At 71.7% G+C, this 26,573-nt stretch carries 20 protein-coding genes; 10 read left to right on the top strand and 10 right to left on the bottom strand.

Translation table 11 applies throughout. From position 1 onward, the window contains the following. Positions 1-101: 101 nt before the first annotated feature. A complete protein-coding gene (locus AAC134_RS10355; protein WP_339949008.1) occupies positions 102-1,964 on the top strand; it encodes a M3 family oligoendopeptidase in 1,863 nt (620 codons plus the stop codon). 238 nt (positions 1,965-2,202) lie between these two features. Here the strand turns inward: AAC134_RS10355 and AAC134_RS10350 are convergent, their stop codons facing one another. From AAC134_RS10350 to pepN, 4 genes are all read right to left on the bottom strand, one after another. After that, the gene (locus AAC134_RS10350) at positions 2,203-3,783 is read right to left on the bottom strand and encodes an alanine/glycine:cation symporter family protein (protein WP_339949007.1); all 1,581 of its coding nucleotides are present in this window, start codon (positions 3,781-3,783) and stop codon (positions 2,203-2,205) included. A gap of 14 nt (positions 3,784-3,797) precedes the next feature. Then, positions 3,798-4,232 carry a universal stress protein gene (locus AAC134_RS10345; protein WP_339949006.1) on the bottom strand — a complete coding sequence of 145 codons (435 nt, stop codon included), beginning with the start codon at positions 4,230-4,232 and terminating at the stop codon, positions 3,798-3,800. Between the two features lie 372 nt (positions 4,233-4,604). Beyond that, positions 4,605-5,555 (bottom strand): alpha/beta hydrolase, encoded by a 951-nt coding sequence (locus AAC134_RS10340; RefSeq protein WP_339949005.1) that lies wholly within the window; start codon positions 5,553-5,555, stop codon positions 4,605-4,607. Between the two features lie 127 nt (positions 5,556-5,682). After that, positions 5,683-8,247, bottom strand: coding sequence for an aminopeptidase N (pepN, locus tag AAC134_RS10335; RefSeq protein WP_339949004.1), 2,565 nt, complete (start codon positions 8,245-8,247; stop codon positions 5,683-5,685). A gap of 195 nt (positions 8,248-8,442) precedes the next feature. Here pepN and AAC134_RS10330 point away from each other — a divergent pair, with 195 nt between their 5' ends. After that, on the top strand, positions 8,443-10,605 hold the full coding sequence (locus AAC134_RS10330; protein WP_339949003.1) for a malate synthase G: 2,163 nt from the start codon (positions 8,443-8,445) through the stop codon (positions 10,603-10,605). 90 nt (positions 10,606-10,695) lie between these two features. Here AAC134_RS10330 and AAC134_RS10325 read toward each other — a convergent pair whose 3' ends face one another. Then, the gene (locus AAC134_RS10325; protein WP_339949002.1) at positions 10,696-10,935 is read right to left on the bottom strand and encodes a YdcH family protein; all 240 of its coding nucleotides are present in this window, start codon (positions 10,933-10,935) and stop codon (positions 10,696-10,698) included. A gap of 221 nt (positions 10,936-11,156) precedes the next feature. On the opposite strand from AAC134_RS10325, the gene AAC134_RS10320 reads away from it, so the two are divergent. After that, entirely contained in the window at positions 11,157-11,930 is a 774-nt protein-coding gene (locus AAC134_RS10320) for a gamma-glutamyl-gamma-aminobutyrate hydrolase family protein (RefSeq protein WP_339949001.1), read from the top strand. 156 nt (positions 11,931-12,086) lie between these two features. Here the strand turns inward: AAC134_RS10320 and AAC134_RS10315 are convergent, their stop codons facing one another. Further along, positions 12,087-13,892 carry a calcium-binding protein gene (locus tag AAC134_RS10315; protein ID WP_339949000.1) on the bottom strand — a complete coding sequence of 602 codons (1,806 nt, stop codon included), beginning with the start codon at positions 13,890-13,892 and terminating at the stop codon, positions 12,087-12,089. A gap of 250 nt (positions 13,893-14,142) precedes the next feature. Here AAC134_RS10315 and AAC134_RS10310 point away from each other — a divergent pair, with 250 nt between their 5' ends. Further along, on the top strand, positions 14,143-15,276 hold the full coding sequence (locus AAC134_RS10310) for an acyl-CoA dehydrogenase family protein (protein WP_339948999.1): 1,134 nt from the start codon (positions 14,143-14,145) through the stop codon (positions 15,274-15,276). 79 nt (positions 15,277-15,355) lie between these two features. Here AAC134_RS10310 and AAC134_RS10305 read toward each other — a convergent pair whose 3' ends face one another. Both AAC134_RS10305 and AAC134_RS10300 read right to left on the bottom strand, forming a co-directional pair. Continuing rightward, positions 15,356-16,126 (bottom strand): MBL fold metallo-hydrolase, encoded by a 771-nt coding sequence (locus AAC134_RS10305; RefSeq protein WP_339948998.1) that lies wholly within the window; start codon positions 16,124-16,126, stop codon positions 15,356-15,358. A gap of 118 nt (positions 16,127-16,244) precedes the next feature. Next, positions 16,245-17,174 (bottom strand): alpha/beta hydrolase, encoded by a 930-nt coding sequence (locus AAC134_RS10300; RefSeq protein WP_339948997.1) that lies wholly within the window; start codon positions 17,172-17,174, stop codon positions 16,245-16,247. A 606-nt stretch (positions 17,175-17,780) separates the two neighbouring features. On the opposite strand from AAC134_RS10300, the gene AAC134_RS10295 reads away from it, so the two are divergent. Genes AAC134_RS10295 through ugpC form a run of 5 tightly spaced genes read left to right on the top strand, consistent with a single transcriptional unit; the run spans position 17,781 to position 23,711 of the window. After that, a complete protein-coding gene (locus tag AAC134_RS10295) occupies positions 17,781-19,052 on the top strand; it encodes an ABC transporter substrate-binding protein (RefSeq protein ID WP_339948996.1) in 1,272 nt (423 codons plus the stop codon). A gap of 7 nt (positions 19,053-19,059) precedes the next feature. Continuing rightward, complete coding sequence (locus AAC134_RS10290; protein WP_339948995.1) at positions 19,060-20,055, top strand: sugar ABC transporter permease; 996 nt, start codon at positions 19,060-19,062, stop codon at positions 20,053-20,055. After that, on the top strand, positions 20,052-20,936 hold the full coding sequence (locus AAC134_RS10285; RefSeq protein WP_339948994.1) for a carbohydrate ABC transporter permease: 885 nt from the start codon (positions 20,052-20,054) through the stop codon (positions 20,934-20,936). The genes AAC134_RS10290 and AAC134_RS10285 overlap by 4 nt, the downstream gene beginning before the upstream one ends. After that, entirely contained in the window at positions 20,933-22,627 is a 1,695-nt protein-coding gene (locus AAC134_RS10280; protein ID WP_339948993.1) for an alpha-amylase family glycosyl hydrolase, read from the top strand. The genes AAC134_RS10285 and AAC134_RS10280 overlap by 4 nt, the downstream gene beginning before the upstream one ends. Before the next feature lie 13 nt (positions 22,628-22,640). Then, a complete protein-coding gene (gene ugpC, locus AAC134_RS10275) occupies positions 22,641-23,711 on the top strand; it encodes a sn-glycerol-3-phosphate ABC transporter ATP-binding protein UgpC (protein ID WP_339948992.1) in 1,071 nt (356 codons plus the stop codon). Between the two features lie 113 nt (positions 23,712-23,824). Here ugpC and AAC134_RS10270 read toward each other — a convergent pair whose 3' ends face one another. Further along, the gene (locus AAC134_RS10270) at positions 23,825-25,195 is read right to left on the bottom strand and encodes an FAD-dependent oxidoreductase (protein WP_339948991.1); all 1,371 of its coding nucleotides are present in this window, start codon (positions 25,193-25,195) and stop codon (positions 23,825-23,827) included. Next, positions 25,192-25,962 (bottom strand): TVP38/TMEM64 family protein, encoded by a 771-nt coding sequence (locus AAC134_RS10265; RefSeq protein ID WP_339948990.1) that lies wholly within the window; start codon positions 25,960-25,962, stop codon positions 25,192-25,194. Before AAC134_RS10265 ends, AAC134_RS10270 begins: the two co-directional genes overlap by 4 nt. 301 nt (positions 25,963-26,263) lie before the next feature. On the opposite strand from AAC134_RS10265, the gene rpmH reads away from it, so the two are divergent. Then, positions 26,264-26,398: a 50S ribosomal protein L34 gene (rpmH, locus tag AAC134_RS10260; protein ID WP_092865130.1), complete on the top strand. Its 135-nt coding sequence runs from the start codon at positions 26,264-26,266 to the stop codon at positions 26,396-26,398. Positions 26,399-26,573 lie beyond the last annotated feature (175 nt).

Here is a 26,573-nt window from a genome sequence, read left to right as displayed (position 1 = left end):
CTCCCGGCGTCTATCACTGGACCCGACCCATCCCCGAGCGGAGCCCCGGCCCCGCGCCGCGTCGCGACCGGCCCGCTTCGACCGACCCGAAAGGACCTCTCATGATCCACGCCCGTCCGACTCCGCTGGGGCCGATTCCGCAGGCCGCGCCGCTGCGCGACGTGGCCGAGGCCTCGGGCGGCGCGACGCCGCTGGGCGAGCTGCCGGAGTGGAACCTCGACGACCTCTATGTCGGCCCCGACGACAAGGCCCTGCGCGCCGATCTCGACGCCGCGAGGGAGGAGGCCGCCAAGCTCGCCGAGGACTACGAGGGCAAGCTCGAGACCCTGACCGGGGACGAGCTGGGCTGGGCCGTCGCCCGCTACGAGGCGCTGCAGCAGAAGCTGGGCCGGGTGATGAGCTACGCGGGGCTGCGCCTTTACCAGAACACCTCCGACCCCGCGCGCGCCAAGTTCATGGGCGACCGCCAGGCCGAGGTGACAGAGATCACCGCCCCGATCGTGTTCCTGACGCTGGAGATCAACCGCCTCTCGGACGAGCGGCTGGCCGAGATGGCGGGCGAGAGCCCGACCCTCGCGCGCTACCTGCCGTGGCTCGAGCGGGTGCGCGCCTACCGGCCCTACCAGCTCTCGGACGAGCTCGAGAAGTTCCTCCACGACCAGTCGGTGGTCGGCGCCACCGCCTGGAACCGCCTGTTCGACGAGACCATGGCCCGCCTGACCTTCGAGGTGGAGGGCGAGGACGAGCCGCTGCCGCTGGAATCGACGCTGACGCTGTTGTCGGACTCCGACCGCTCGCGCCGCGCCGCCGCGGCCGCCGCGCTGTCCGAAGTGTTCGCCGAGAACCTGCCCCTCTTCACCCGCATCACCAACACGCTGGCCAAGGAGCACGAGATCGAGTGCCGCTGGCGCAAGATGCCCACGCCCCAGACCGCGCGGCATCTGGCCAACCACGTCGAGCCCGAGGTGGTCGAGGCCCTGCGTGACGCGGTGGTCGGCGCCTACCCGCGTCTCTCGCACCGCTACTACGCGCTGAAGGCGAAGTGGCTGGGGCTCGAGAAGCTGCAGCACTGGGACCGCAACGCCCCCCTGCCCGACGAGCCCGACCGCAAGGTCTCCTGGGACGAGGCGCGGTCGATGGTGCTCGACGCCTACGCGGGGTTCGATCCGAAGATGGCCGCGCTGGCCGAGCCGTTCTTTGACAAGGGCTGGATCGACGCGCCGGTGAAGCCCGGCAAGGCGCCGGGCGCCTTCGCCCACCCCACGGTGACCGACGTGCATCCCTATGTGATGCTGAACTACCTGGGGAAGACGCGGGACGTGATGACGCTCGCCCATGAGCTGGGCCACGGCGTGCACCAGATCCTGGCCGCCGACCAGGGCGAACTTCTGTCCAACACCCCCCTGACGCTGGCCGAGACGGCCTCGGTGTTTGGCGAGATGCTGACCTTCCGCAAGCTGCTGGATGCCGAGACCGACCCCAAGAAGCGGCGCACGCTGCTGGCGGGCAAGGTCGAGGACATGCTCAACACCGTGGTGCGCCAGATCGCCTTCTACGACTTCGAGTGCCGGGTCCATGCCGCCCGCGCCGAGGGCGAGCTGACCTCCGAGGACCTGGGCCGCATCTGGATGGAGGTGCAGACCGAGAGCCTCGGCCCGGCGTTCGAGTTTGCCGAGGGCTACGAGAACTACTGGACCTACATCCCGCACTTCATCCACTCGCCCTTCTACGTCTACGCCTACGCGTTCGGCGACGGGCTGGTGAACGCGCTCTACGCCGTGTTCGAGGAGGGGGAGCCGGGCTTCCAGAAGAAGTATTTCGACCTGCTCGCCGCCGGCGGCTCGAAGGGCCACAAGGAGCTGCTGGCGCCCTTCGGCCTCGACGCCACGGACCCGGAGTTCTGGCAGAAGGGCCTGGGCCTGATCGACCGGATGATCGGCGAACTGGAGGCGATGGACGTCTGAGCCGTTCCCCGGGGCAACGGTGTCCACGCCCCCCCTTCCGGCGGGGCGACAACGCCCATCCCTGGTCAAAGCCCGCCCGCAGGGCGCCTGTAGTCCGCTTGTTGAAACAGGGGTCTGCAGGCGCCCAGCGGGCGGGCCGGGCCGCCTCGCGCCCGGGACCGGCGTCCCGTCCGAACCAGCCTTGAGACCTCGCGCGCGCCCCGGAGAGCCCTGGGCGCGCGTCGGTCTCTCGGGGCCCTCAGCCCTTGTAGCGCTTGATCTCGCCGGAGCGCAGGCGGGTCACGTAGCTGTCGAGCTCGCCCCGCACGATCGGCATCAGCAGGTAGAGCGCGATCACGTTCACCACCGCCATCGAGAACAGCATGGCGTCGGAGAAGTCGATCACCGGGCCCAGGTTGGCCGAGGCGCCGACAATGATGAACAGGCAGAAGATCGCCTTGAACACGACCTCCTTGGTCTTGCCCTCGCCGAAGAGGTAGGTCCAGGCCTTCAGCCCGTAGTAGCTCCACGAGATCATCGTCGAGAAGGCGAACAGCACCACCGCCACCGCCAGCAGCACCGGGAACCAGCCGAAGGCCTGCGCATAGGCCGCCGAGGTCAGCTGCACGCCCGACACCTCGCCCATCGTCGCGATCCGCCCGGCCTCGGCGTTCCAGACATAGTGGCCCGTCTCGGGGTCCATGGTCAGCACGCCGGTGATGATGATCACCAGCGCGGTCATGGTGCAGATCACCACCGTGTCGATGAACGGCTCCAGCAGGGCGACGTAGCCCTCGGTCACCGGCTCCTTGGTGCGCACGGCGGAGTGGGCGATGGCGGCCGAACCGATGCCGGCCTCGTTGGAGAAGGCGGCGCGTCGGAAACCCTGGATCAGGGCGCCGGTGAAGCCGCCGACCACGCCCAGGCCGGTGAAGGCGCCGAGGAATATCTGGCCCAGAGCCCAGCCGATCATGTCGTAGTTCATCAGCAGGATCAGGACCGAGACCGCGACATAGAAGATGCCCATGAACGGGACCACCTTCTCGGTCACCTTGGCGATCGACTTCAGCCCGCCCGCGATCACCGCGAAGGTCACCACGGCCAGGATGCAGCCGGTGATGAAGCCCGGGTAGTCGCCGACCACGCCCGCGAGCTGCGCATGCGCCTGGTTGGCCTGGAACATGTTCCCGCCGCCCAGCGCGCCGAGAATGGTGAAAATGCAGAACAGCACCGCCAGGAACGGTCCGCCGGGCAGCCCACGCTCCTTGAAGCCCTTGGTGATGTAGTACATCGGCCCGCCCGAGACGCGGCCGTCGGGATACTCGTTGCGGTAGCGCACGCCCAGCGTGCACTCGGTGAACTTGGTGGCCATGCCGAAGAGGCCGGCGATCACCATCCAGAAGGTCGCCCCCGGACCGCCGATGCCGACCGCCACCGCGACGCCGGCGATGTTGCCCAGGCCCACCGTGCCCGAGAGCGCGGTCGCCAGCGCCTGGAAGTGGCTGACCTCGCCCGCGTCGTCGGGGTCGGAGTAGTCGCCCCGCACCAGCCGGATCGAGTGGACGAAGCCCTTGATCTGGATGAAGCCGAAATAGCCGGTGAAGATCAGCGCGGCGACCACCAGCCACAGCGCGATCCAGCTGAAGTTGGTGCCCGGCAGGTCGGCGAAGATCAGCGCCACGTACCAGCCGGTGTAGTCGGCGAAGATCGTGTTGATGGTCTCGTCCAGCGACTGCGCCGCGGCGGGACCGGCGGCCGCAACCAGCAGGGCCGCCAGCGCGAGGATGGGAATGAGGGCGCCGCCCGGGACGCGCGAGGAAGCTTCGGGATGAAATCGCATGGGTTCTCTCTCGCTCAGGGGACGATGACGGTCGGCACGGTGGCGGCCTGGGCAAGCCCCAGCGGCACCGAGCCGAAGATCCGCGCGCCCAGCGCGTTGCCCCCGGCCCGCCCGACGAAGATCATCGAGGCGCCGAGCTTCTCGGCGGTGTCGCAGACCAGCTCGACGACCTGGCCGTAGCGGATCTCGCCCTCGGCCGAGACGTCGGCGGCCGCCACCCGCTGCAGCGCCGGCCCCATGATGGCGGAATGAGCGCGGGCGAGCTCGTCCTTGCGGCGCCCGTGGCGTTCCTCGAGCTCCTCTGGCGTCAGGAAGGCGTAGGGCGACCATTCCAGGACGTGCAGGATGTGAAGGCGCGCGCCCGACTTCTTCGCCTGCTCTGTGGCGTAGTCGAGCACGTGGTGGCGTTCATCGCCCTCGAAGGCGACGACGTAGATCTCCTCGATCATGGTGGGAGCACCCTCCGCGCTTTCGGCGCCGGACATCGGCAGACCGTCCCTCTGCGCGACGCTGCGGCATCACGCGAAGGTAAGCCTGTCCCCGCGGGAAGGTTTGAACCAAAGACAAATCGATATGGTCGGATTATTTCCCGCCGAATGGCGCGGCATTGGGCGCCGCGATGGCGGGTTTGATGGACGCTTGCCCAGCTTGACGCTCGGTGACGCTTTCTTGACGCGGCCACGACGCCGCCCGCGCGCCTGTTCCCGGGGCGCAGGCGCAGGGCGCGCGCGCGACTCCGGGCCGGCGACAGGTCCGCGGCGGGTCGGCGACGGGTTGGGGGAATCGCCCGGGCGGGCCGGCGCGGCCCGCCCGGGATCGCCTCAGAGCTCGAGCAGGCCGTTCAGGAACGCCGTCTTGCGCGCGGCGTAGCCTCGCGCGATGCCCAGGTCCCTGAAGGCGTCGAAGGCGTGGATGCCGCCGGGATAGACCGCCATCTCGGCCAGATTCCCCGCCCCGACCCAGCGCCCGGCCATGGTCATGGTGTCGTCGAGCAGCGGGTCCGCCGTGCCGACCGAGAACAGGGCCGGCGGCATGCCGCGCAGGTCGGCCAGGATCGGCGAGAACATCGGGTTCTCACGGTCCGCAGGCTCGGGGATCGAGATCTCCGCGAACCAGGTGATCACCGGAGTGTTGAGGATCAGCTTGCGCTCGCCCCAGTTCCGCGCCGAGGCCGCCATGCGCATGTCGTAGCAGCCGTAGGTCAGCACCGCCCCCTTGATGCGATCCAGCAGCCCCGCCTCGCGCAGGCGCAGCAGGGTGACGGCCGAGAGGTGGCCGCCCGCGCTCTCGCCGCCGATGAAATACGGGACGTCGCCCCAGGGCAGCGTCTCGATGGCCCATTTGGCGGCGGCAAAGCAGTCGTCGGGGCCGGCGGGGAACGGATGCTCGGGCGCGAGACGGTATTCGATCGAGCACACGGCGAGACCGCAGGCCTTCGCCAGGCGCTGGTTCTCGCCGTCGTTGTACTTGGGCGAACCCAGCGCCCAGCCGCCGCCGTGGATGTGCAGGTAGACGCCCCGCGGCTCGCCCTCGGGCAGCGAGACGCGCACGCGGCGCTGGCCGCCGGGGTAGTCCATCCAGTCCGACCCCTCGAGCGGGCCGTCGATGGGGAACAGGCCCTTGCCTTCCTCGCGCGCCTTGCGGGTCAGCTCGATGGGGACCTCGTTGGTGGCGGGGAACTCGGCCAGCGTCGCCTCGATCTTCTCGAGGAAGGTCCGGGTTTCGGCCGAGACGGCCTCGTCGGTGAACAGCGTGGGGTCGATCTGGAGCATTGCGCCCTCCCTCCCTTGTGGTTGGCGGGAGGATGGGCGGGGATCGGGCCGCGGGCAAGAGGCGGGGTGGGTGGCGTGGGGGAAGGTCGCCTGCGGCGCGCCCGGCGACAGGCGCGCCGCAGAAGGGTCAGGCGCCGAGCATGCGGGTCACGATCTCGGTCAGGTCGCGCGACAGGCCGGGGGTCTTGGCGATGCGCTCCAGTTCGGCGCGGATCAGGGCCTGGCGGGCGTCGTCGTAGCGCCGCCAGGTCTCGAAGGCGCCGGCGACGCGGGCGGCCGTCTGCGGGTTCAGCGGGTCCAGCTTCAACAGCCAGTCGGCGAGGAACCGGTAGCCGGCGCCGTCGGCGGCGTGGAAGCAGAAGTGGTTGGTCGAGAACGCCGCCACCAGCGAGCGGAAGCGGTTGGGCGTCTTCCAGGCGAAGGCCGGATCCTCGGACAGGCTCTTCACGCGCGCGAGCGTGCCCTCGGCCGGGGTGGTGGCCTGCAGGAGATACCACTTGTCCATCACCAGCGGGTCGCCCTTCCACTCCTGCGCGAAGGCCGCGAGCGCGGGCTCGGCGGCCGGCGCGCCGGCGTGGAGGAGGGCGGCGAGCGCGGGCAGACGCTCGGACATGCTGGGGGCCCTGGCCTGCGCCTCGGCGAGCGCGGGGCCCACCGGACGGCGCGAGAGCAGCGAGAGGCAGGCGTTGCGCAGCGCCCGGCGCCCGGCCGAGGCCGCGTCGGGAGAATACGGGCCCGGCGATTCCATCGCGGTGTAGAGGGCGCGCAGCTCGGGCTCCAGCGCCTCGGCGATGGCGGCCTTGGCGGTCTCGGAGGCGGCGTGGATCGCGTCGGGATCGGCCTGGCGGCCGCGCGACCAGGTCTCGCGCGCCAGCTCGTCGTCGCCCGGCAGGGTCAGCAGCAGGGCGCGGAAGGCGGGATCGAGCGAGGCGTCGGCCACCGCCAGGCGCAGGGCCTCGGCGAAGGGGGCGACCGGCTCGGCGCCCATCAGCGCCTCGAGCGCCATGGCGCGGGCGGCCTCCCAGCGGTTGAACGGGTCGGCGTCATGGGCGAGCAGAAAGGCCCGCTCGGCCGAGGTCGAGCGGCGCTCGAGGATCACCGGGGCCGACAGGCCGCGCAGCAGCGAAGGGACCGGACGCTCGTCGAGCGGGAAGGTCCAGGTCTGCTCGGGCTCGGTCAGCTCCAGCACGCCGGGTTCGACCAGCTCGGTTCCGCCCTGACCCAGCAGGCCGAAGGCGATGGGGATCACCATCGGCTTCTTCGAGGGCGCGCCGGGGGTCGAGGGCACGTCTTGGCGCAGGGTCAGCGTGTACTTGCCGGGCTTCCAGCCCTCCGAGACCGTCACGCGGGGGGTGCCCGCCTGGGAATACCACAGCTTGAACTGGGTCAGGTCGCGGTTGGTGACGGTCTGGAACACGTCCAGCCACTGCTCGATCGTGCAGGCCTGACCGTCGTGGCGTTCGAAATAGAGGTCCAGCGCCTGGCGATAGGCTTCGGGGCCCACCAGAAGGTGCAGCATCCGGATCAGCTCGGCGCCCTTCTCATAGACGGTGGCGGTGTAGAAGTTGTTGATCTCGATGAACTGTTCTGGGCGCACGGGATGGGCGAGGGGCCCCGCATCCTCGCGGAACTGGCGGGCGCGCAGCATCTTCACGTCGTCGATGCGCTTGACCGGCTCGGAGCGCATGTCGGCGCTGAACTGCTGGTCGCGGAAGACCGTCAGCCCCTCCTTCAGGCAGAGCTGGAACCAGTCGCGGCAGGTGATGCGGTTGCCGGTCCAGTTGTGGAAATACTCGTGGGCGATGATGCCCTCGATCAGCTCGTAGTCGCGGTCGCCGGCGGTCTCGGGGGAGGCGAGCACGTATTTCGAGTTGAAGATGTTGAGGCCCTTGTTCTCCATCGCCCCCATGTTGAAGTCATCCACCGCAACGATGTTGAAGACGGAAAGGTCATACTCCCGCCCATAGACCTCCTCGTCCCAGCGCATCGAGCGTTTCAGGGCGTCCATCGCGTATTCGCAGCGGCTCTCGTCGCCGGGCCGCACCCAGATGCCCAGGTCGACCTCGCGGCCCGAGGCGGTGGTGAAGCGGTCGCGGTGGGCGACGAGGTTGCCGGCGACCAGCGCGAACAGGTAGCTGGGCTTCGGCCAGGGGTCGGACCACTCGGCGAACAGGCGGCCGTCGGGAAGGGCGCCGCTCTCGCCCGGCTCGCCGTTCGAGAGCAGCACGGGGGTCGAGGCGGGGGCCTCGATGCGCACCGAATAGGTCGCCATCACGTCGGGGCGGTCGGGGAAATAGGTGATCTTGCGGAAGCCCTCGGCCTCGCACTGGGTGCAGTAGACCCCGCCGGAAAGGTAGAGGCCCTCGAGCTCGGTGTTCGCCTCGGGGTCGATCTCGACCGTGGTCTCGAGGTCGAAGGCGTCGGGCAGCGGGCCGGGAAGGGTCATCCCGTCGGTATCGAGCGCCACCTCGTCGAAGACGTCGCGCCCGTCGAGGCGGGCGGCCATCAGCATCAGCTTCTGCCCGTCGAGGCGCAGCGGCCCCTCGGGCCCCTCGCCGCGCACGAAGCGGATCCTGGCGTGCACCTTGGCGCCCCGCGGCGCGAGGTCGAAGACCAGCCGAACCGTCTCGGCGCGCCAGCTCGGCGGCGTGTAATCTGCGAGGCGGATCGGCTGCGGGGCGTCGGGACGCATGGAGGTCTCCTTTCAGCGAACGGGACACAGACTTGCAGCCCCCCCGGGCCGGCGCAAGCGCCCCCGGCGCGTTTGCAGACGCCCGTCGCCGGCTGCGGGCGATCCCGACAGGTGAAAACCCGACCCGCAAAAGCTGGCAGCGCGGGCCTGGCAAGGTCATGGTGCAAAAGACGACTCAACTTCCAGGAACCTCACATGCCCGACCGCATCGACGTCGCCGGCCTGCGCGTGGCGCGCCCGCTGCACAAGTTCATCGAGACCGAGGCGCTGCCCGGCTCCGGCGTGACGTCGGAGGCGTTCTGGACGGGACTGGCGGGCATCGTCGCCGAACTGGGCCCCAAGCGCGCCGCGCTGCTGGAGAAACGCGAGGATTTCCAGTCGGACCTGAACGCCTGGTGCCGCAAGGCGAAGGGCAAGCCCTGGGACGCCGCCGCCTACCGCGCGATGCTCGACGAGATCGGCTACATCGTGCCCGAGGGCCCGGCCTTCGAGATCGAGACGCAGAACGTCGACCCCGAGATCGCCACGCTCGCCGGCCCGCAGCTGGTGGTTCCGGTGATGAACGCGCGCTATGCGCTGAACGCGGCGAACGCGCGGTGGGGGTCGCTGTATGATGCGCTCTACGGCACCGACGCGCTGGGCGACCTGCCCGCGGGCGGGGGCTACGACCCCGAGCGCGGGGCGCGGGTGATCGCCTGGGCCAAGGGGTTCCTGGACGAGAGCGCGCCGCTGGCGGGCGGCGCGTGGGCCGACGTGACCTCGATCCGGGTCGAGGGCGGGGCGCTGATCGTGGACGGGGGGGCGGGCGAGACGGGCCTCGCCGATCCCTCCCAGTTCGCGGGCTACACGGGCGAGGCCGGCGCCCCCGCCTCGGTGCTGGTGAGGCGCAACGGGCTGCTGGCGCAGGTGGTGATCGACAAGGGGCATTCCATCGGCGCGGCCGATCCCGCGGGCATCGCCGACGTGAAGCTGGAATCGGCGCTGACCGCGATCATGGACTGCGAGGACTCGGTCGCCGCGGTCGACGCCGAGGACAAGGCGCTGGCCTATCGCAACTGGCTGGGCCTGATGAAGGGCGACCTGTCCGAGCAGGTGAGCAAGGGCGGCGAGACCTTCACCCGCACCCTGAACGAGGACTTCCAGGCGACCGACCCCGACGGCGCCCCCTTCGCGGTCCGCGCCCGCGCCCTGATGCTGGTGCGCAACGTCGGCCTGCTGATGGACACGCCCGCCGTGCACGGCCCCGGCGGGCAGGAGATCTCGGAGGAGGCGCTGGACGCCATGTGCACGGTGCTCTGCGCCCTGCATGACCTCAAGCGCGAGGGGGGCAACTCGCCCGCCGGCTCGATCTACGTGGTGTGCCCCAAGATGCACGGGCCCGACGAGGCGGCCTTCGTCTCGGAGGTCTTCGACCGGGTCGAGGAGGCGCTCGGCCTGCCGCGCCACACGGTCAAGATGGGCATCATGGACGAGGAACGGCGCACCACGGTGAACCTCGCCGAGTGCATCCGGGCCGCGAAGCATCGGGTGGCCTTCATCAACACCGGCTTCCTCGATCGAACCGGCGACGAGATCCACTCCTCGATGGAGGCGGGTCCGATGGTCCGCAAGGCGGACATGAAGGGCCAGCCCTGGATCAAGGCCTACGAGGACTGGAACGTGGACGTGGGGCTGGCCTGCGGGCTGGCGGGCAAGGCCCAGATCGGCAAGGGGATGTGGGCGGCGCCCGACCTGATGGCCGACATGCTCGAGCAGAAGATCGGCCACCCCAAGGCCGGCGCCAACTGCGCCTGGGTGCCCAGCCCGACCGCGGCCACCCTGCACGCGACGCACTACCACAAGGTCGACGCCCGCGCCGTGCAAGCCGGGATCGCCGCCGGCGGGCCGCGCGCGAAGCTCTCGGACATCCTCACGGTCCCGCTCGCCGACCGGCCCAACTGGTCGCCCGAGGAGATCCAGGCCGAGCTCGACAACAACGCCCAGGGGATCCTGGGCTACGTGGTGCGCTGGGTGGATGCGGGGATCGGCTGCTCGAAAGTGCCCGACATCCATGACGTGGGGCTGATGGAGGACCGCGCGACCTGCCGGATCTCGTCCCAGCACATCGCCAACTGGCTGCGCCACGAGGTGGTCAGCGACGATCAGGTGATGGAGACGATGAAGCGCATGGCCGAGGTCGTCGACCGTCAGAACGCGGACGATCCCGACTACACGCCCATGGCGCCCAGCTTCGGCGGTCCGGCCTTCGCCGCGGCCTGGAACCTGGTGTTCATGGGCCGCTCCCTGCCCGCGGGCTACACCGAGCCGGTGCTCCACCGCCGCCGCCTGCAGCTCAAGGCGATGAAGCGGGCGAGCTGAGGACGAGGTCCGGGCCCGGGCCCGGACCCGGGCAGATCGGCCGGGAATCGGGACGCGCGCCTCCCGCCCGCGGGCGGGAGGCGCGGCGTCTCAGGCCGCGGCCGGCAGCCCCCTGATCTCGTCGGCCAGCGCCAGGCGCCGCTTCTTCAGGGCCTCGAGGGCGAGGCGCTCCATCGGCCGGACGTTGATCTCGGCGCGGTGAATCTCGCGGTTTGGCAGGTGGTCGTCGTCCGACAGGCGGGCGAGATGCGGGGCCTCGCCGCGCCGTTCGGCAGGCCGGGCGGCGTGTTCGGGGAGGCCCTCGGCGAGATCGTGGGGGACGTGGGACATCAGGGGTCTCCTGCCTCGCGAGGCTCGGCGCCCTGTCCGCCCGGGCGTCTTGATCCCGGTCAATCCGCCCCCGGGTCGTCGCCCTCGGGCCGCGGCGGGAGGGGGCCTCGACGTCGGGGCCGGGCGCCGCTATCCTCGCCGTTCACAGACGCAACGGCCCGCGTGTCGGCTCCTCGCCGACGCCGGCGCGGGCAGTTCAGGACCCAGAGCCCCGAGAGCCCATGCCCGGCAGAGCCTCCCGCCCCGTCATCGGGGTCATCGCCAACGCCTTCATGATCAACGACGTCTTCCCGGTGTCCGCGGCGGGAGAGATGAACCTGCACGCGGTCGCCAAGGCGGCCGACTGCCTGCCGCTGGTGATCCCCGCCCTGCCCGAGGCGCTGTCGGTGCCCGACCTGCTGGCGGCCTGCGACGGGTTCGTGTTCACCGGCGGGCGGGCCAACGTGCATCCCTCGCACTACGGCCATGACGAGACCGAGGCCCACAAGCCCTTCGATCCCAAGCGCGACGGGGTCTCGTTGCCGCTGATCCGCGCGGCGGTCGAGGCCGGCGTCCCGGTGCTGGGCATCTGCCGCGGCTTCCAGGAGATGGCGGTCGCCTTCGGAGCCACCCTGCACCCCGAGATCCGCGACATCCCCGGCCGCCTCAACCACCGCATGCCCCCCGACGGCACGGTCGAGGAGAAGTTCGCCCTGCGCCACAAGGTCGAGTTCGTCGAGGGCGGCGAATTCCACCGCATCCTCGGCGTCACCGAGGCGATGACCAACACGCTGCACGGCCAGGGCGTGATGGAGACCGGCCCGCGCGTGGTGATCGAGGGCACCGCCCCCGACGGCACCCCCGAGGCGCTGTCGATCCGCGACGCGCCGGGCTTTGCGCTGGGCGCCCAGTGGCATGTCGAGTGGATGGCCTGGGAGAGCGCGGTCGGCCAGGCGGTCTACACCGCCTTCGGCGAAGCCGCCCGCGCACGCGCCGCCCGGCGCCTCGCCGCCTGATCCCCCTCCGGGGATCGCGCCGCCCGCCCCCCGTTCGAAGGCCTCGCCGCCCGCCTCCCGATTGAGGGCCTCGCCGCCCGCTCGCTGTTTGAGGGCCTCGCCGCCCGCCCCCTGTCCGGGGGGCCGGCCGGCCGCTCCGCCTCGGGCGAGGGGGCCTCAGCCCAGCCAGTCGTGCGCCACAGGGTCGAGCTCGCCCAGCGCCACCCCCAGCAGCAGGATCGAGGCGCCGCCCGCCGAGACGTAGACGCCGCGCGCGGCCTCGTGCACGTCGACCGCGCCCAGCGCGCGCGCGACCGACAGCCAGTCGACGTCGGGATCGAAGTCCTCGGCCACGTCGTCGCCCCCGCCCCGCGCCAGGCGGAACACGTCGGCGCCGGCGTCTCCGATAAGCAGGTCGCGCCCCGCCCCGCCTTCGAGCCAGTCGTCGCCGTTGCCGCCGGACAGCGTGTCGGCCCCGCCGCCGCCGAACAGCTCGTCCTCGCCGCCGCCGCCGCGGAGCCGGTCCCGACCGCCGCCGCCATGGACCGCGTCGTCTTCGCGCCCGCCCCGCGCAACATCGCCGCCGCCGCCGCCAAACAGGGCGTCGCGGCCCGAGCCGCCGTCGATCCGGTCGCCGCCCGCGGCGCCCAGCAGCTCGTCGCGGCCGCCATTGCCGCGCAGGCGGTCCTTGCCGCCCTCGCCCAGCAGGCGGTCGCCCCCGGCGCCGCCCCACAGCGCGTCCGAGCCGGCGCCGCCGAAGATCGCGTCTTCGCCGGCCTCGCCATAGAGGCGGTCCCCGTCGGCCCCGCCCGTCAGCCGGTCGGCGCCAAGGCCGCCCCACAGCCGGTCGCCGCCGGCCTCGCCCTCGAGCCGGTCGCCGCCCTGGTCGCCGTAGAGACGGTCGCCGCCCTCGCCCCCGAAGATGCGGTCGTCGCCCCAGCCGCCCTCGGCGCGGTCGCGCCCCGCGCCGCCGAACAGGCGGTCGGCCCCCGGGTCGCGGCCGAGCCGCACCGTGTGATCCGAGATCTCGCGCGCGTCGCCATAGAGCGTGTCGGCCCCCCGCCCCCCGCGCAGCACGTCCGAGCCGGGGCGGAAGCCCACCCCCTCTTCCACCAGGTTCTGGGCGTCGCCGAACAGGAAGTCGTCGCCCCGTCCGCCGCGCAGCACGTCGTCGCCGCAGAACAGCCGCGCCTGCCCGTCGCCCGAGAGGACGTCGCCCAGCAGCGAGGCGCCGGCCTTGCGCGGGGCGATCAGCAGGTCGTCGCCGCCGCGGAGCAGCCAGCCCACGCCGACCTCGCCCACGTCGCCGACCAGCACCGGCGACCCGGGCCGGCGCACCCCCTCGAGCGCGTCGCGCGCATCGAGGCGGTCGTCGCCCCCGCGCACCTGCGCGCCGTCGTCGCCGGCCTTGTCGAGCAGCATCGCCGCGTCGCCCCAGACGTGGATCGCGCCGCGGGAGTCGATGCGGAAGTCGTCGTCGCCCATGCGGACCTGGAACAGCGTCGAGGGAACCAGCCAGAAGTCGCCCACCGCCTGCCGGCCGCCCGCGCCCGAAAGCTCGAACACGTCGGCGCGGGCCTTGTCGTGATCCTGCGCCATCACCCCGTCGCCGAACAGGCGCACGTCGCCCCCGCCCTCGGCGCGAAACCGGTCCTTGCCGCGCAGGATAGGGTCGAAGGCGAGACCGGGCGGATCGCCCCCCGCCAGCTGCCCCAGACGGATCCAAGGGCGGTCGGCCTCGATCGTCAGCTTCGTCGCCTCGGCGACCGCGAGGGTCAGCGTCTCGGCCCGGCCCGAGGGCACATCCGAGAGATTGACGCGGAGCGTGCCCGCCTCGCCCGTCGCCTTCGCCGCGAGTCCGTCGGACGTCGTCCAGGAATAGCGGTCCATGACGAGATTGCCGGTCAGTTCGCCGGCGCCCTCGCGACCGAAACCGGCCGAGAGAACCAGAAGATCGACGCTTTCTGCGCCGCGTGCCAACACTCGGACCATCCTGCTCCCCTGCAGGACCGCCCCACGTCTCCCTCGCCCACAAGGTGAGGCTTGGGCCGCGCACAGTCAACCTCCACGAGAGCAGGCGAAGACGTGCGGCGCCCCTGGCGCGACGCCGGGCGGCAGGATCGCCGGCGCCTTGCCGGGCGGCCGGTCGGCGCCTAGTCTGCGCGCCGGGGCGGCGCCGGGCGCGGCCCTCATCGCGCCGCGCGAGGGCGGCGCGCCCAAGGGAGGATGAGCGATGACGCTGACCGCAGCCGAGCGGGCGCTGGTGGACAAGGCGCGCGCCTTCACCGACGAGGTGCTGGTCCCCGCCGCCGAACGCTGCGAGCGCGAGCGGCGCGCCGACCTCGACGCCCTCCGCCTGGCGGCCGAGGCGGGGTTCGCCGGCATCCAGGTCCCGACCGAGCTGGGGGGCCTCGGCCTCTCCTTCGCCTGCAAGTCCGAGATCGCCGAGCAGTTCGCCCGCGCCTGTTTCGGCTTCTCGATGGCGATCCTGAACACCCACAACACGGCCTGGCGGCTGGCGCGGCTGACCGACAACCCGCTGGCCCAGAGCCGCGTCGCCCCGATGCTGCGCGGCGAGGCCACCGGCTGCGCGGCGCTGACCGAGCCGGGCGCGGGATCCGATTTCGCCGCGATCCGCACCACCGCGCGGCGGCTCGACGACGGTTCCTGGGTGCTGAACGGCGAAAAGGCCTGGATCACCAACGCCGAGCACGCCTCGACCTCGATCTGCTTTGCCCAGACCGGAGAGATCGGCGAGGGCGCAGGCATCGCGGCCTTCCTGGTGCAGGCCGAGAGGCCGGGGTTCAGCCGGGTCGCGGGCTCGGGAAGCTGGGGGATCTTCGCCAACGGGCTGGGCGGCTACCGGCTGGAGAACTACGAGGCGCCGCCCGAGGCGGTGATCAGCCAGCCCGGCACGGCCTTCAAGCAGATCCTGACCGAGATCAACGGCGCGCGGATCTACGTGGCCGCGATGTGCCTCGGGATGGTGGACGCGGGCCTCGATTCGGCCGCGGCGCACGGCCGCTCCCGCCAGATCTTCGGCGCGGCGCTGGAGACGCGGCAGGGCTGGCGCTGGCGACTCTCGGCGGCGGAGGCGGAGCTGGCCGCCGCCCGGGCGCTGGTCCGCAACGCCGAGGTCGCCCATTCGGCGGGCGAGGACACCCAGCTTATCGCGGCGCAGGCGAAATATGTGGGCATCCAGCTCGCCAACCGCTGGGTGCCCGAGCTGCTGCACGCGCATGGCGCCGCGGGGCTGGGCGCCAATTCGATGTTCGCCCGCCACATGGCCGGGATGCAGGCCGCAAGCTTCGCCGACGGCTCGACCGAGATCATGCTGGAGCGGATCGGGCGGCTCTCGGGGCGATGAGGACGCCGGCCCCCGGCATGGCGCATTGAAATGCGCCCTACGGGGCCCGCCCCCGGGGTCAGGGGGCGGGCGGGGGGCGTCAGTACCAGGGGCCGCGAACCACCTCGCTCTCGCCCGAGGCGTCCTTGAGGGCGGCCTCGAACTTGTCGAGGTCGGAATCGCGGTAGTGGTAGGGGTAGACGACCGTCGGCTTGAACTCGGCCACGGCCGAGGCGGCCGCGGTCTCGTCCATCGTGTAGGGCAGGTTCATCGGCACGAAGGCGATGTCGATGCCGGTCAGGGCGCGCATCTCGGGAATGTCCTCGGTGTCGCCGGCGATGTAGACGGTCATGCCGTCGATCTCGAGGATATAGCCGTTGTCGCGCCCCTTGGGGTGATACTGCAGCCGCTCCTGCGTGAGGTTGTAGGCCGGGATCGCGCGCAGCGGGATGCCGCCGGCGTCGGCGGTCTCGCCATTGGCGACGGCGGTGGCCCGGGGCTTCAGGTCGGCCGACAGCATCTCCATCACCGCGGGGTTCACGATCAGGCTCGCGTCGTTGCGCGCAGCCAGCGCCGCCAGCGTCTCGGGCGCGTAGTGGTCGCCGTGCTGGTGGGTGATCAGGATCACGTCGGCGGCCGGCAGGGCCTCGTAGGCCGAGGGCTCGCCCACCGGGTCGACATAGATCACCGGGCCGCCCGGCGTGGTCATCACGAACGAGGCGTGGGAGACGGGGTGGATGCCGATCTCGCCGCCCTGGGTGTCGTGGGAATAGCCCTCGGCCCGGGCGCGCCAGGGCATGATCCCGATCGTGCCGATGCCGGCGAGCGCGGCCGCCCCGATCCTCAGCGCTTCGCGACGCGTGCGTGTCATGTCGATCTCCCTCTTCCGACCTGGAGTGGTCCGGCGGCCTAGGAATTGGGGCGACGCAGCGGCAGGGCAACTGACATGGGCGTGAGCGGGGGGCGGGCGCCCGCCCCCCGTCCCGGCCTCAGGCCTCGGCGCGAGCGGCCTTGCAGGCGCGGGCGATGTCGCGCCCGATGGCGGCCAGCTCCTCGGCCGCGGGTTCGCACAGGTTGTGCAGGCGGATGAAGCCGTGGGTCAGGCCCGGGATCTCGCGCAGGGTCACGGGGACGCCGGCGGCCTCGAGCGCCCGGGCGTAGGCCAGCCCCTCGTCGCGCAGCACGTCGTATTCGGCCAGCGTCACCACCGCGGGCGGCAGGCCCGAGAGGTCCTGCGCGCGGATCGGCGAGATGTCGGGGGTCGGCCAGGCCTCGCGCGGGGCGTAGTGGGCGAAGAACCACTCCATGTCGCGCCCTTTCAGCGGCATCCCCTCGGAGCGCTCGCGGTAGGAGGGGCGGTCGAAGTCGCAGTCGGTCACCGGGTAGATCAGCGCCTGGATCGCCAGCGTCACCCGGCACCTGAGACGCCGCGCGGCGATGGTGGCGAGGTTGCCGCCCGCGCTGTCGCCCGCCACCGCCAGGGGCACGGGGCGCGAGAAGGCCGAGGCCGCGAGCTCGGCCCCATGCACGACCGCGTCCTCGCTGTCCTCGAGCGGGGCGGGGAACGGATGCTCGGGCGCGAGGCGGTAGTCGACCATCAGCACCGCGCAGCCGCTGTCGGCGGCAAGCCGGCGGCCCATCGTGTCGAAGTCGTCGATGTCGCACAGCACCCAGCCGCCGCCGTGGAGATAGACGACCAGTCCGGCCGGATCGGCCGAGGGGACCAGCAGCCGCCCGGGGATCGAGCCGCCGCGGGTGGGGATCTCGAGGTCGCGGACCTCCGCCATCTCGGGGCCCTTGCCCACGGCCTCGCGGCCGGCGGCCACCTGGGCGCGGCCGGCTTCGGGCGACTGCTCGGACAGGCCGGGCTGTTGGGCGAGCTTCTCGAGCATCACCTCGATGAACGGATGCAGCGGCATGGCGGTCGTCTCCTCCCATGGCGACGGGATCTTGGGGGGCGGATCGCCCGGCGCGCCGGCCGGTCACGTCCGCCGTCTTCGCCCGGGAGGTTCGCTGCGGTCGAATGGCGCGTCAAGAACACTTGCCGGGCGGTCGGTCGGCAGTTAGTAAGGGAACCAACGGATCGTCAAAGCGCCCGCTCCTCCCTGTGCGGTCGCGATGTCTGGACCAGTGGCGATGGGACCTCCCTCCTGCCGGCACGATTTTGGTCCGGACCGATCCGCCCATCGCCGGACGGGCCTTTGCGCCCGGCCGGCGTTTTTCTTTTCAGGGCGCCGAGGGGCCGAAGCGCCATCGTGCGGAAACGCCTCCGCCTGGCAGAAACCGCTCGCGGCCGTGAAATCCCCAGCGCGCCCAGTCTTCTGCCCGGTTTCGCGGCGCCGTCTGTCGGGATGCGCTTGCATCGGGCGGTTTGACATCCCTCCCCATCCCCGCATGTTTAAAGCCATTGCACATGCGCGGCGGTCCCGGGCCGGGAAGACACCCGGCCCGGGGGCGTCGTGACTCGAGATCTGGACAGGAGCGCCGGCCCGACCCGACGCCCCGCCGTCAGGAGGAACCGCCGCATGAGCCGCCCCACCCGTCCCCCCAGCCATCCCCTTGCGCTCGCCTCGGCGCTCGTCGCGCTCGCGGGCCCCGCATTCGCCGCCGACCTCTCGATCGTCTCGGGCCCGGTGGGCCGGGACAACGAGGTGCTGCGCATGAACCTCGACAAGTTCGAGGAGCAGACCGGGCACAGCGTCGAGATCGTGGAGATGCCCTCCTCGACCACCGACCAGTTCGCGCAATACCGGCTGTGGCTGTCGGCGGGGAATTCGGACATCGACGTCTATCGGACCGACGTGGTCTGGGCGCCGCAGCTCGCCTCGCATTTCACCGACCTGTCGGCGGCGGCCGAGGGCCAGGCGGACAAGCATTTCGAGTCGATCATCCAGAGCCAGACGGTGGACGGCAAGCTGGTGGCCATGCCGATGTTCTCGGACGCGCCGGCCCTCTATTACCGCACCGACCTGATGGAGAAATACGGCTTCGAACCCCCCGAGACCTGGGAGGAGATGGCCGAGCAGGCGAGGGCCATCCAGGACGGAGAGCGCGGCGAGGGCGCGGACGACTTCCACGGCTTCGTCTTCCAGGGCGCCGCCTACGAGGGGCTGACCTGCGACGCGCTGGAGTGGGTGATGTCCCACGGCGGCGGCCAGATCGTGGAGCCCGACGGGACCATCTCGATCGACAACCCCGAGGCGGCGAAGGCGCTAGACACCGCCGCGAGCTGGATCGGCACGATCTCCCCCGAGGGCGTGCTGGCCTACAAGGAGGAGGAGAGCCGCGGCGTCTGGCAGACCGGCAACGCGGCCTTCATGCGCAACTGGCCCTACGCCTGGGCGCTGGGCCAGGGCGAGGACTCGGCCGTGGCCGACAAGTTCGCCATCGCCCCCCTGCCTTCGGGCGGCGCGGGGTCCGCGGCGACGCTGGGCGGCTGGAACCTCGCGGTCTCGAAGTATTCCGACGAGCAGGAGGCGGCGATCGAGCTGGTGATGTTCCTCACCGGCGAGGAGGCGCAGAAGACCCGCGCCATCGAGCTGACCCGCCTGCCGACCATCGAGGCGCTTTACGACGACCCCGAGATCGCCGAGGCGCAGCCCTCGATCCCGCAGTGGAAGGAGATCTTCCTCAACACCGTGCCCCGCCCCTCGGCCCCCACGCAGGGCGCCTACAACGAGGTCTCGAACGAGTTCTGGGACGCGGTGCACGCCACCCTGTCGGGCGACCGGCCGGCCGAGGCCAGCCTGAAGCGCCTGTCGGCGAAGCTGGAGCGGATCAAGGGCTCGGGCTGGTAATCGGCGCGTGACCCGGCCCGCGACCGAGGGCGGCGGCGCGCCCGCCCCCTCCGCCCCCGCCAGCCGGCCCGGCCGCTCGCGCCTGCGGGCGCAGCGGCTGCGCTCGGCGGCGCTGTTCCTGCTGCCGATGCTGGCGGTGCTGGCCTTCGTGGCCGGCTGGCCGCTGTTCCGCACCATCTGGTTCAGCCTGACCGACGCCTCGCTGGACGATCTGGCCGGCGCGCAGTGGTACGGGATCAAGAACTATCTCGAGTGGTTCGACTATGGCGACGGAGAGGGCGAGTATTTCGGCCTGCTCGCCTCGGCCGACTGGTGGAACGCGGTGTGGAACACGGTGCGCTTCGCGCTGGTCACGGTCAGCGTCGAGACGGTACTGGGCATGGCAATCGCGCTGGTGCTGAACCAGGAGTTCCGGGGCCGCGGCTGGGTGCGCGCCGCGGTGCTGATCCCCTGGGCGATCCCGACCATCGTCTCGGCGCGGATGTGGGCGTGGATGCTCAACGACCAGTTCGGGGTGATCAACGACCTCGGCATGAGCCTGGGACTGATGGAGCGGCCGATCGCCTGGCTCGCCTCGGGCGACACGGCGATGATCGCGGTGATGCTGGTCGACATCTGGAAGACCACGCCGTTCATGGCGCTGCTGATCCTCGCGGGTCTGCAGATGATCCCGCGCGACATCTACGAGGCCGCGAAGATCGACGGGGTGAACCCGGTGAAGGTGTTCTGGAAGGTGACCCTGCCGCTGGTGGCGCCGGCGCTGATCGTGGCGACGATCTTCCGCGGGCTCGATGCGCTGCGGGTCTTCGACATCGTCTACGTGCTGACGCCCAACAACGCCGACACCACCACGATGTCGGTGCTCGCCTACCAGAACCTGTTCCAGTTCGACAAGTTCGCCTACGGCTCGGCCGCCTCGACCATGCTGTTCCTGACCATCGCGCTGATCACCATCGGCTACATCAAGGTGGCGCGGCTGGACCTGGAAGGGAGCGGACGATGACCGGCTCCGCACGCCGCGCCGCCGCGCCGCGCCCGAACCTCGCGCTTCGCCGGGCCACGAAGGCCGCCAAGGCGGTGGGCTTCTGGGCGCTGGTCGTGTTCATCGTGCTGTTCTCGGTGTTCCCGTTCTACTACGCGATCCTGACCAGCCTCGAGCAGGGCTCGGCGCTGTTCGAGGTCAACTACCTGCCCTCGACCCTGGACCTCGGCAACTATGTCGACGTGCTGACCAAGGGGCCGTTTCCGCTGAATTTTCTCAACTCGGTGATGGTGGCGGTCGCGGTGGTGGCGATCTCGCTGTTCCTGGCCGTGACCGCGGCCTTCGCGCTGTCGCGCGTGCGCTTCCGGGGGCGGGGGCTGCTGCTGCTGACGATCCTGTCGGTCTCGATGTTCCCCCAGATCGCGGTGCTGGCGGGGCTGTTCGAGATGGTGCGGGCGTTCGGCCTCTACAACTCGCTGGGCTCGCTGATCCTGAGCTACATGATCTTCACCCTGCCCTTCACGGTCTGGGTGCTGACCACCTTCATGCGCGACATGCCCGCCGAGCTGGAGGAGGCCGCCATCGTCGACGGCGCCACCCCCTTCCAGATCGTGCGCCGGGTGTTCCTGCCGCTGCTGTGGCCGGCCATGGTCACCACCGGCCTGCTGGCCTTCATCCAGGCGTGGAACGAGTTCCTGTTCGCGCTGACCTTCGTGTCGTCCAACGACACGCGCACGGTGCCGGTGGCGATCGCCCTGCTCTCGGGCTCCTCGGGCAAGGAGGTGCCTTGGGGGGAGATCATGGCGGCCTCGGTGATCGTCACCGCGCCCCTGGTGATCATGGTGCTGATCTTCCAGCGCAAGATCGTCGCCGGCCTGACCGCGGGAGGCGTGAAGGGATGACCGATGCGGAGTGGTGGCGCGGGGCGGTGATCTATGAGGTCTACGTCCGCTCGTTCCAGGACAGCGACGGCAACGGGATCGGCGACCTTGCGGGCGTGCGCGCCCGGCTGAACCATGTCGCCGAGCTGGGGGCCGACGCGGTGTGGCTGACGCCTTTCTACCGCTCGCCGATGAAGGACTTCGGCTACGACGTCTCGGGCTTCACCGAGGTGGACCCGATGTTCGGCGCCGACGCCGATTTCGACGCGCTGGTCGAGGAGGCCCATGCCCTGGGCCTGAAGGTCATCATCGACCTGGTCCTCTCGCACACCTCCGACCAGCACCCCTGGTTCGTCGAGAGCCGCTCGGGCCGCGAGGGGCCGAGGGCGGACTGGTACGTGTGGGCCGACGCCAAGGCCGACGGGACGGCGCCGAACAACTGGCTGTCGATCTTCGGGGGCCCGGCGTGGGAGTGGGACACCACCCGCCAGCAATACTACATGCACAATTTCCTCGCCGCGCAGCCGGACCTGAATTTCCATGAGCCCGAGGTGCAGGACGCCGTGCTGGGCGTGGCGCGGCGCTGGCTGGAGCGGGGGGTGGACGGGTTTCGCCTCGACACCGTGAACTTCTACTTCCACGACCCTGCGCTGACCGACAATCCGGTGCTGGATCCCGCGCTGCGCAACGCCAACACCGCCCCTTCCGAGAATCCCTACAACTGGCAGGAGCACCTGCACGACAAGACCCGACCCGAGAACCTGGCGTTCCTCAGGCGGCTGCGCGCCCTGCTGGACGAGTTCGGGGCCGGGGGCCGCGCCCGCGCCACGCTGGGCGAGGTCGGCGAGAGCCAGCGCGGCAGCGAGGTCATGGCCGACTACACCGCCGGCGGCGACAAGCTGCACATGTGCTACGACTTCGCCTTCCTCGCCCCCGACCCGCCCGACGCGGCCCGGGTCAAGACGATCATCGCGGGCGTTCAGCACGCCGCCGCCGACGCGCGCGGGCCGGGGGCCGGGACGGGGATCGAGACTGAAACCGGGACGGGGGGCGGCGCCTGGCCGTGCTGGGCGTTCTCGAACCACGACACCGTGCGCCACCCCTCCCGCTGGAAGATGCACGAGCCCGAGCAGATCCGCCTGCTGGCGGCCCTGCTGCTGAGCCTGCGCGGCTCGGTCTGCCTCTACCAGGGCGAGGAGCTGGGCCTGGGCGAGGCGCATCTCCCCTACGAGGACATCCGCGACCCCTACGGCCTGCGCCTGTGGCCCCAGTTCAAGGGCCGCGACGGCTGCCGCACGCCGATGCCCTGGGTCCATGACGCGCCCCACGCCGGCTTCTCCGACGCGCGCCCCTGGCTGCCGCTGGCGCCCGAGCATGTGGCCCATGCCGTCGACGTGCAGGAGGCCGACCCCGCCTCGGTCCTGCACGCCTATCGCCGCCTGCTGGCCTTCCGCCGCGCGCACCCCGCGCTCGCCCGCGGCCGGCTGGAGATGGAGGAGGCGCCCGACCCCGTCGTCGCCTTCACCCGGGCGGAGGGCAATTCGCGCATCCTCTGCGCCTTCAATCTCTCGCCCGAGACCCGCGCCCTGCGCGCGCCCTGGGACGCGCACGGGCTGAACGGGCACGGCTTTTCGGGCCGCCTGATCGATGGCTCCCTGCGGCTGGGGCCCTGGGACGCCTATTTCGGGGCCGAGGCGCCGGAGGCCGCATGAAGAAAGGAACCCCATGGCTCGCCTGACGCTGGAGAAACTCGGCAAGCGCTACGGGCGCGTGCAGGCGCTGAGCGACATCGACCTGACCATCGAGACGGGCGAGTTCGTGGTCTTCGTCGGGCCCTCGGGCTGCGGGAAATCCACGCTTCTGCGCTGTATCGCGGGGCTGGAGGAGATCTCGGAGGGGGAGCTCGCCTTCGACGGCGAGCGGGTGAACGAGCTGACCCCGGCCGAGCGCGGCATCGCGATGGTGTTCCAGTCCTACGCGCTTTACCCCCACATGACGGTCTACGAAAACATGGCCTTCGGCCTGCGGCTGGCGCGCGCCGGCAAGGGCGCGGTCGAGGAGCGGGTGCGCGAGGCCGCCCGGATGCTGCAGCTCGAGCCGCTTCTGGACCGCCTCCCCCGCCAGCTCTCCGGCGGCCAGCGCCAGCGGGTCGCCATCGGGCGGGCGATCGTGCGGGATCCGCGGGTGTTCCTGTTCGACGAGCCGCTCTCGAACCTCGACGCCGCCCTGCGCGTGCAGACCCGGATCGAGATCGCGGGCCTGCATGAGCGGATGGCCGACACCACGATGATCTACGTGACCCACGACCAGGTCGAGGCGATGACGCTCGCCGACCGCATCGTGGTGCTGCGCGAGGGGCGGGTGGAGCAGGTCGGGGCCCCGATGGAATTGTATCGCCACCCCGCCAACACCTTCGTCGCGCGCTTCATCGGCTCGCCCTCGATGAACCTGCTGGCGGCCGAGGCGACCGAGGCGGGCGTGAAGGTCGCGGGTTTCGCCCCCGTCCCCCTGACCGCGCCGTCGGGCGCCCGGGGACTGAGCCTCGGCGTGCGCCCCGAGGACCTGCGCCTGGCGCAGGATGACGAGGCGCCGTTCTACGAGGGCGACGCCACGCTGGTCGAGAAGCTGGGCGAAAGCCAGCTTGTCTATTTCGACATGGGCCCGGAGGCCGAGCCCCTCGTCGCCCGCCTCCCTGGCGCCCTGCCCGCCAGGAAAGGCGACAGGATGCGGCTCGCCACCGACCCCAACGCGCTGCGTCTCTTCGACGAGTCCGGCAAGGCGGTGCGGGCGGGCTGAAGACCTCGCAGGCCGCGCCGGCGGCCGGCGGCGGGCAGGAGGCCCCGGCTCGCCCCACGGGCGCCCCGGGCTTGCCCCCGGGGCCTCTCCCGACGCCGCTCCCGGGCGCCGACCTAGGGCAGTTTCGACAACAGCCGCACCACCCGCTTCGGCCAGGGGCTCCCGAACAGCCGAGGGGTGAAATAGGACCCCGCCGCGCGCTTGGAGATCTCGCCGCGGGTGGGATAGGGGGCGATCATGCCGGTGAGGGCGGTCAGCTTCAGACCCGCCGACATCGCCAGCACCCAGGGCAGGATCAGGTCGCCCGCCCCGCGGCCGACGATGGTCACGCCCACCGGACGGCCCTTCACGGCCATCAGCTTCAGGAAGCCGGCCGTCTCGCCCTCGGTCACCGCGCGGTCGTTGCCGGTGAACGCCTCGCGGATCACCTCCAGCCTGTCGCCATGGGCTTCGCGCGCCTCGGCCTCGGTCAGGCCGACCTGGGCGAGCTCGGGGTTGGCGTAGGTCACCCGCGGGATCGGGCTGCGGTCGGTGCGCACGGGCAGGCGGAACAGGGCCGAGCGGACCACCAGCCCCCCGTGCCAGCCCGCGACATGGGTGAACTGCGGCCCGCCGGCCGCGTCGCCGATGGCGTAGACGCGGGCGTTGGAGCTGCGCAGGCCCCGGTCGACCGTGACTCCGGCGGGACCCGCCTCGATCCCCGCGGCGGGCAGGTCGAGGCGGTCGAGGTTGGGCTTGCGCCCCGCCGCGACCAGCAGCGCGTCGCCCTCGTGCCGGGCGCCGGTGTCGTCGATCAGGGCGACGCCCGTCGCGGTCGTCTCGGCCCGGGCGACGGAGGTGCGCTCCCGGATCTCCACCCCTTCGGCCCGCAGCGCCTCGAGCACCACGGCGGCGGCCTCGGGGTCGTCGCGGCCCAGGGCGCGCCCCGCCTCGATCACCGTCACCGCGCAGCCCAGGCGACGGTGGGCGAGCGCCATCTCGATGCCGATGGGACCGCCGCCGAGGATCAGCAGGCGGTCGGGGCGGGGGCGGGGCTCGAACAGCGTCTCGTTGGTCAGGTGGGGGACCGTCTCCAGCCCCGGAACCGGCGGCGCCGCGGGCGAGGAGCCGGTGGCGATCACCACCCGGCGGGGACGGATGCGGGTCTCGCCGACCGCCAGCTCCCTGGGGCCGGTGAAGCGGGCCCAGCCGCGCAGGACGGTGACGCCCAGACCCTCGAACCGCGCCTGCGAATCGTGGGGAGCGATCGCGGCGATGGCTTCGCGGACATGGGCAAGCGCCGCCTCCCACGCCAGCCCGCGGGCGCCGGCCGAAAGCAGCGCCTTGGAGGGCACGCAGCCGAAGTTGAGACAGTCGCCCCCCATCTCGCCGCCCTCGACCAGCACCACCGAGGCGCCCAGCTGCGCCGCCCCCGCGGCTACCGAAAGACCGCCCGAGCCCGCTCCCACGATGCACAGGTCCGGCGTCAGGACCGCGGCGCTCATCCCTCGCCCTCCAGAGCGGAGCGTCGTCCCCGCGCCGCGCGCAGGATCGCCGGAAGGGCGGCGAGGGCCGCCAGCGCCAGCAGCGGGCCCAGCACCTCGATGCGGAAGATCAGGCCGAGGTCGGGCTCCCCGCCCGCGTCGAACACCGCCCCAAGGCCCGCGCCGGTCCAGGAGTAGACCGCGGTTCCGGGGATGATGCCCACGAAGGTGGTCCACGCGAATGTGCGCGTGCGCACGCCCAGGAAGGCCGGCGCCAGGTTGGCGATGAAGAACGGCACCGCCGGGATCAGCCGCAGGGTCAGCAGGACCGAGACCTCGTTCTCCGCCACCCCGGCCCGCAGCCGGGCGAGGAAGCCGCCCTGCCCCTGCAGGCGCCGCTCCAGCGATGCGCCCAGCGAGCTGCGGGCGGCGAGGAAGATCGCCGTGGCTCCCAGGGTCGCCGCAACCACGCTCAGCGCCGTCCCCGGCGCCGCGCCGAACAGGAAGCCGCCCGTGAGGGTCATGATCAGCGCGCCGGGCAGGGAGAACGCCACCACCGCGACATAGGCGAGCATGAAGACCGCCGCGGCCTCGATCCAGGCCGAATCGCGCCAGGCGACGAGGGCCGCGCGGTTCTCGCGCAGGGCGTCGAAGGACAGCCGGTCCCCCAGCAGCCACCAGCCCAGCGCCGCGCCGGCCGCCAGCGCCGCCAGCGGCGCCCAGCGGCGCCAGGCGGGGACCGGAGGCGCAGCGGGCGGCGGCGTTGGGGGAATCGGCGCCTGCGTCATGGGTCGTCTCCCTCTGGCGGCGGGCGCCGCGGACCATATCCCTGCGATATGCAGGTCGCCGGCGCGGGCGACGAGCCCCCTCACGCCGGCTTGATGTCGTCTTTCAGGCGGCGAGCCCGGCCTGCCTGCCCTCTGCGCCATTGACAGCGGGGGTCACGGCGCTTATCCGACCGGCTCCGGAATTTTCGAGGCCCCTCGATCGCGCAGCGACGCGGCCGGGAGGGCGAGGTTCGGGATCGCGGCGGGCGCCAGGGGGCGTCAAGGCGGGCGGTCCAGGGCCCCGATCAAGGAGCGACACGAGATGAAGCGCACGTACCAGCCGAGCCGGCTCGTCCGCAAGCGCCGCCACGGCTTCCGCGCCCGCATGGCGACGAAGAGCGGTCAGCAGATCATCGCTCGCCGCCGCCGCCAGGGCCGCAAGAAGCTGAGCGCCTGATCGCGTCCGACCCGCGGGCGCCGTCCCGCGGATCGACGACGATCGACGCCGCGCAGCCGAGAGGCCAGACGGTGATGTCCGCCGCCGCGCCCCCCCGACCGCCAGGAGCCGCCGAGCCCGTCTCGGCCGCCTCCGGAACGTCGGGCGAGGCCGGCGGCGCACCCGTTTGCGCGCC

The sequence above is a fragment of the uncultured Albimonas sp. genome (genome assembly GCF_963977235.1).
Taxonomy (GTDB): Bacteria; Pseudomonadota; Alphaproteobacteria; order Rhodobacterales; family Rhodobacteraceae; genus Albimonas.
The sequence above is the reverse complement of the archived record's forward strand: the minus strand, read 5'-3'. Positions and strand labels throughout refer to the sequence as shown.

Excerpts from the sequence above, each read along its gene's own strand:
- AAC134_RS10325 (WP_339949002.1), bottom strand. The coding sequence starts at position 10,935 with ATGTCCCACGTCCCCCACGATCTCGCCGAGGGCCTCCCCGAACACGCC.
- AAC134_RS10265 (WP_339948990.1), bottom strand. The coding sequence starts at position 25,962 with ATGACGCAGGCGCCGATTCCCCCAACGCCGCCGCCCGCTGCGCCTCCG.
- AAC134_RS10320 (WP_339949001.1), top strand. The coding sequence starts at position 11,157 with ATGCCCGGCAGAGCCTCCCGCCCCGTCATCGGGGTCATCGCCAACGCC.
- AAC134_RS10355 (WP_339949008.1), top strand. The coding sequence starts at position 102 with ATGATCCACGCCCGTCCGACTCCGCTGGGGCCGATTCCGCAGGCCGCG.
- AAC134_RS10295 (WP_339948996.1), top strand. The coding sequence starts at position 17,781 with ATGAGCCGCCCCACCCGTCCCCCCAGCCATCCCCTTGCGCTCGCCTCG.
- AAC134_RS10270 (WP_339948991.1), bottom strand. The coding sequence starts at position 25,195 with ATGAGCGCCGCGGTCCTGACGCCGGACCTGTGCATCGTGGGAGCGGGC.
- AAC134_RS10340 (WP_339949005.1), bottom strand. The coding sequence starts at position 5,555 with ATGCTCCAGATCGACCCCACGCTGTTCACCGACGAGGCCGTCTCGGCC.
- AAC134_RS10310 (WP_339948999.1), top strand. The coding sequence starts at position 14,143 with ATGACGCTGACCGCAGCCGAGCGGGCGCTGGTGGACAAGGCGCGCGCC.
- AAC134_RS10285 (WP_339948994.1), top strand. The coding sequence starts at position 20,052 with ATGACCGGCTCCGCACGCCGCGCCGCCGCGCCGCGCCCGAACCTCGCG.
- AAC134_RS10300 (WP_339948997.1), bottom strand. The coding sequence starts at position 17,174 with ATGCCGCTGCATCCGTTCATCGAGGTGATGCTCGAGAAGCTCGCCCAA.
- AAC134_RS10280 (WP_339948993.1), top strand. The coding sequence starts at position 20,933 with ATGACCGATGCGGAGTGGTGGCGCGGGGCGGTGATCTATGAGGTCTAC.
- pepN (WP_339949004.1), bottom strand. The coding sequence starts at position 8,247 with ATGCGTCCCGACGCCCCGCAGCCGATCCGCCTCGCAGATTACACGCCG.
- AAC134_RS10350 (WP_339949007.1), bottom strand. The coding sequence starts at position 3,783 with ATGCGATTTCATCCCGAAGCTTCCTCGCGCGTCCCGGGCGGCGCCCTC.
- ugpC (WP_339948992.1), top strand. The coding sequence starts at position 22,641 with ATGGCTCGCCTGACGCTGGAGAAACTCGGCAAGCGCTACGGGCGCGTG.
- AAC134_RS10330 (WP_339949003.1), top strand. The coding sequence starts at position 8,443 with ATGCCCGACCGCATCGACGTCGCCGGCCTGCGCGTGGCGCGCCCGCTG.
- AAC134_RS10345 (WP_339949006.1), bottom strand. The coding sequence starts at position 4,232 with ATGATCGAGGAGATCTACGTCGTCGCCTTCGAGGGCGATGAACGCCAC.
- AAC134_RS10305 (WP_339948998.1), bottom strand. The coding sequence starts at position 16,126 with ATGACACGCACGCGTCGCGAAGCGCTGAGGATCGGGGCGGCCGCGCTC.
- rpmH (WP_092865130.1), top strand. The coding sequence starts at position 26,264 with ATGAAGCGCACGTACCAGCCGAGCCGGCTCGTCCGCAAGCGCCGCCAC.